At 40.4% G+C, this 826-nt stretch carries 1 protein-coding gene; it reads right to left on the reverse strand.

What is annotated here, in order from left to right; translation table 11 throughout:
* The coding region (locus tag ACWXWT_RS20580; RefSeq protein ID WP_456043415.1) for an ISAs1 family transposase at positions 1–729 on the reverse strand (729 nt) is incomplete at its 3' end.
* Positions 730–826: the final 97 nt, after the last annotated feature.

An 826-nucleotide genomic window follows, 5' to 3' on the forward strand; every position in this document is an offset into this window, starting at 1 on the left:
TAAGTTTGTACTGTCAATAACATAGCACTGGCGACACTCTGTACGCCCATGACCCTGTTCAATTGTGGATTTGTCCGTATTGCTGGAGCGCTGGAAAGAGAAGGCTTTTACTATCGCTTCGCGTAATTTTCCCTGGTTACTTTTAACAGCTAACAGATAGTCACCGCCTTGTTCCACAATGGTTTTGGCTATTTTTGTTTGACAAGCCATAGCATCGATAGTCACTAAAGCCCCTTTTATATCTAACATCTTTATCAACTCAGGAATGGCAGTTATCTCATTGCTTTTTTGTTCTGTTTTAAGTTGGCCAAGTACTAATTTGTTTGATGAAGCATAAGCACTAATCATGTGTATGGTACTGGCTCTGTCTTGACGATTGTATGACCCCCGAAGCGTTTTTCCATCGATAGCAATCACTTGGCCTTCGGTAAGAGTGTGTATCGATGACATCCAGTTAATAAAACACTGGTGAAATTGTTCTGGTTCTATCGTTGATATGATACGAGCTATAGTGTCATCAGCAGGAATACCACTCACGAATAAGTTATTGTTTTTAAACCAATCATGATGTCCAAGTATGTATTCTCGAATATCAAACCAGCCTTTAGCTCCTGCGATAACGGCACATAGAGAACCAAACAAAACCTCAAAAAGGCAATAGGTCACTTTAGCCCCTTGGCGTTGGTCAGTTATGGTTTGAAAAGTCTCTTTGAAGTGGTCAATATGCATGGTGAGCTCCCGAAAAAAGGGAGTATAAGATCATAGCTAAATGTTAACGTCAAATCGTGTGTTAAGTTGATTGAAAAACGTTCACGATCTCGCCCTG

Source organism: Shewanella sp. A22 (genome assembly GCF_053850585.1).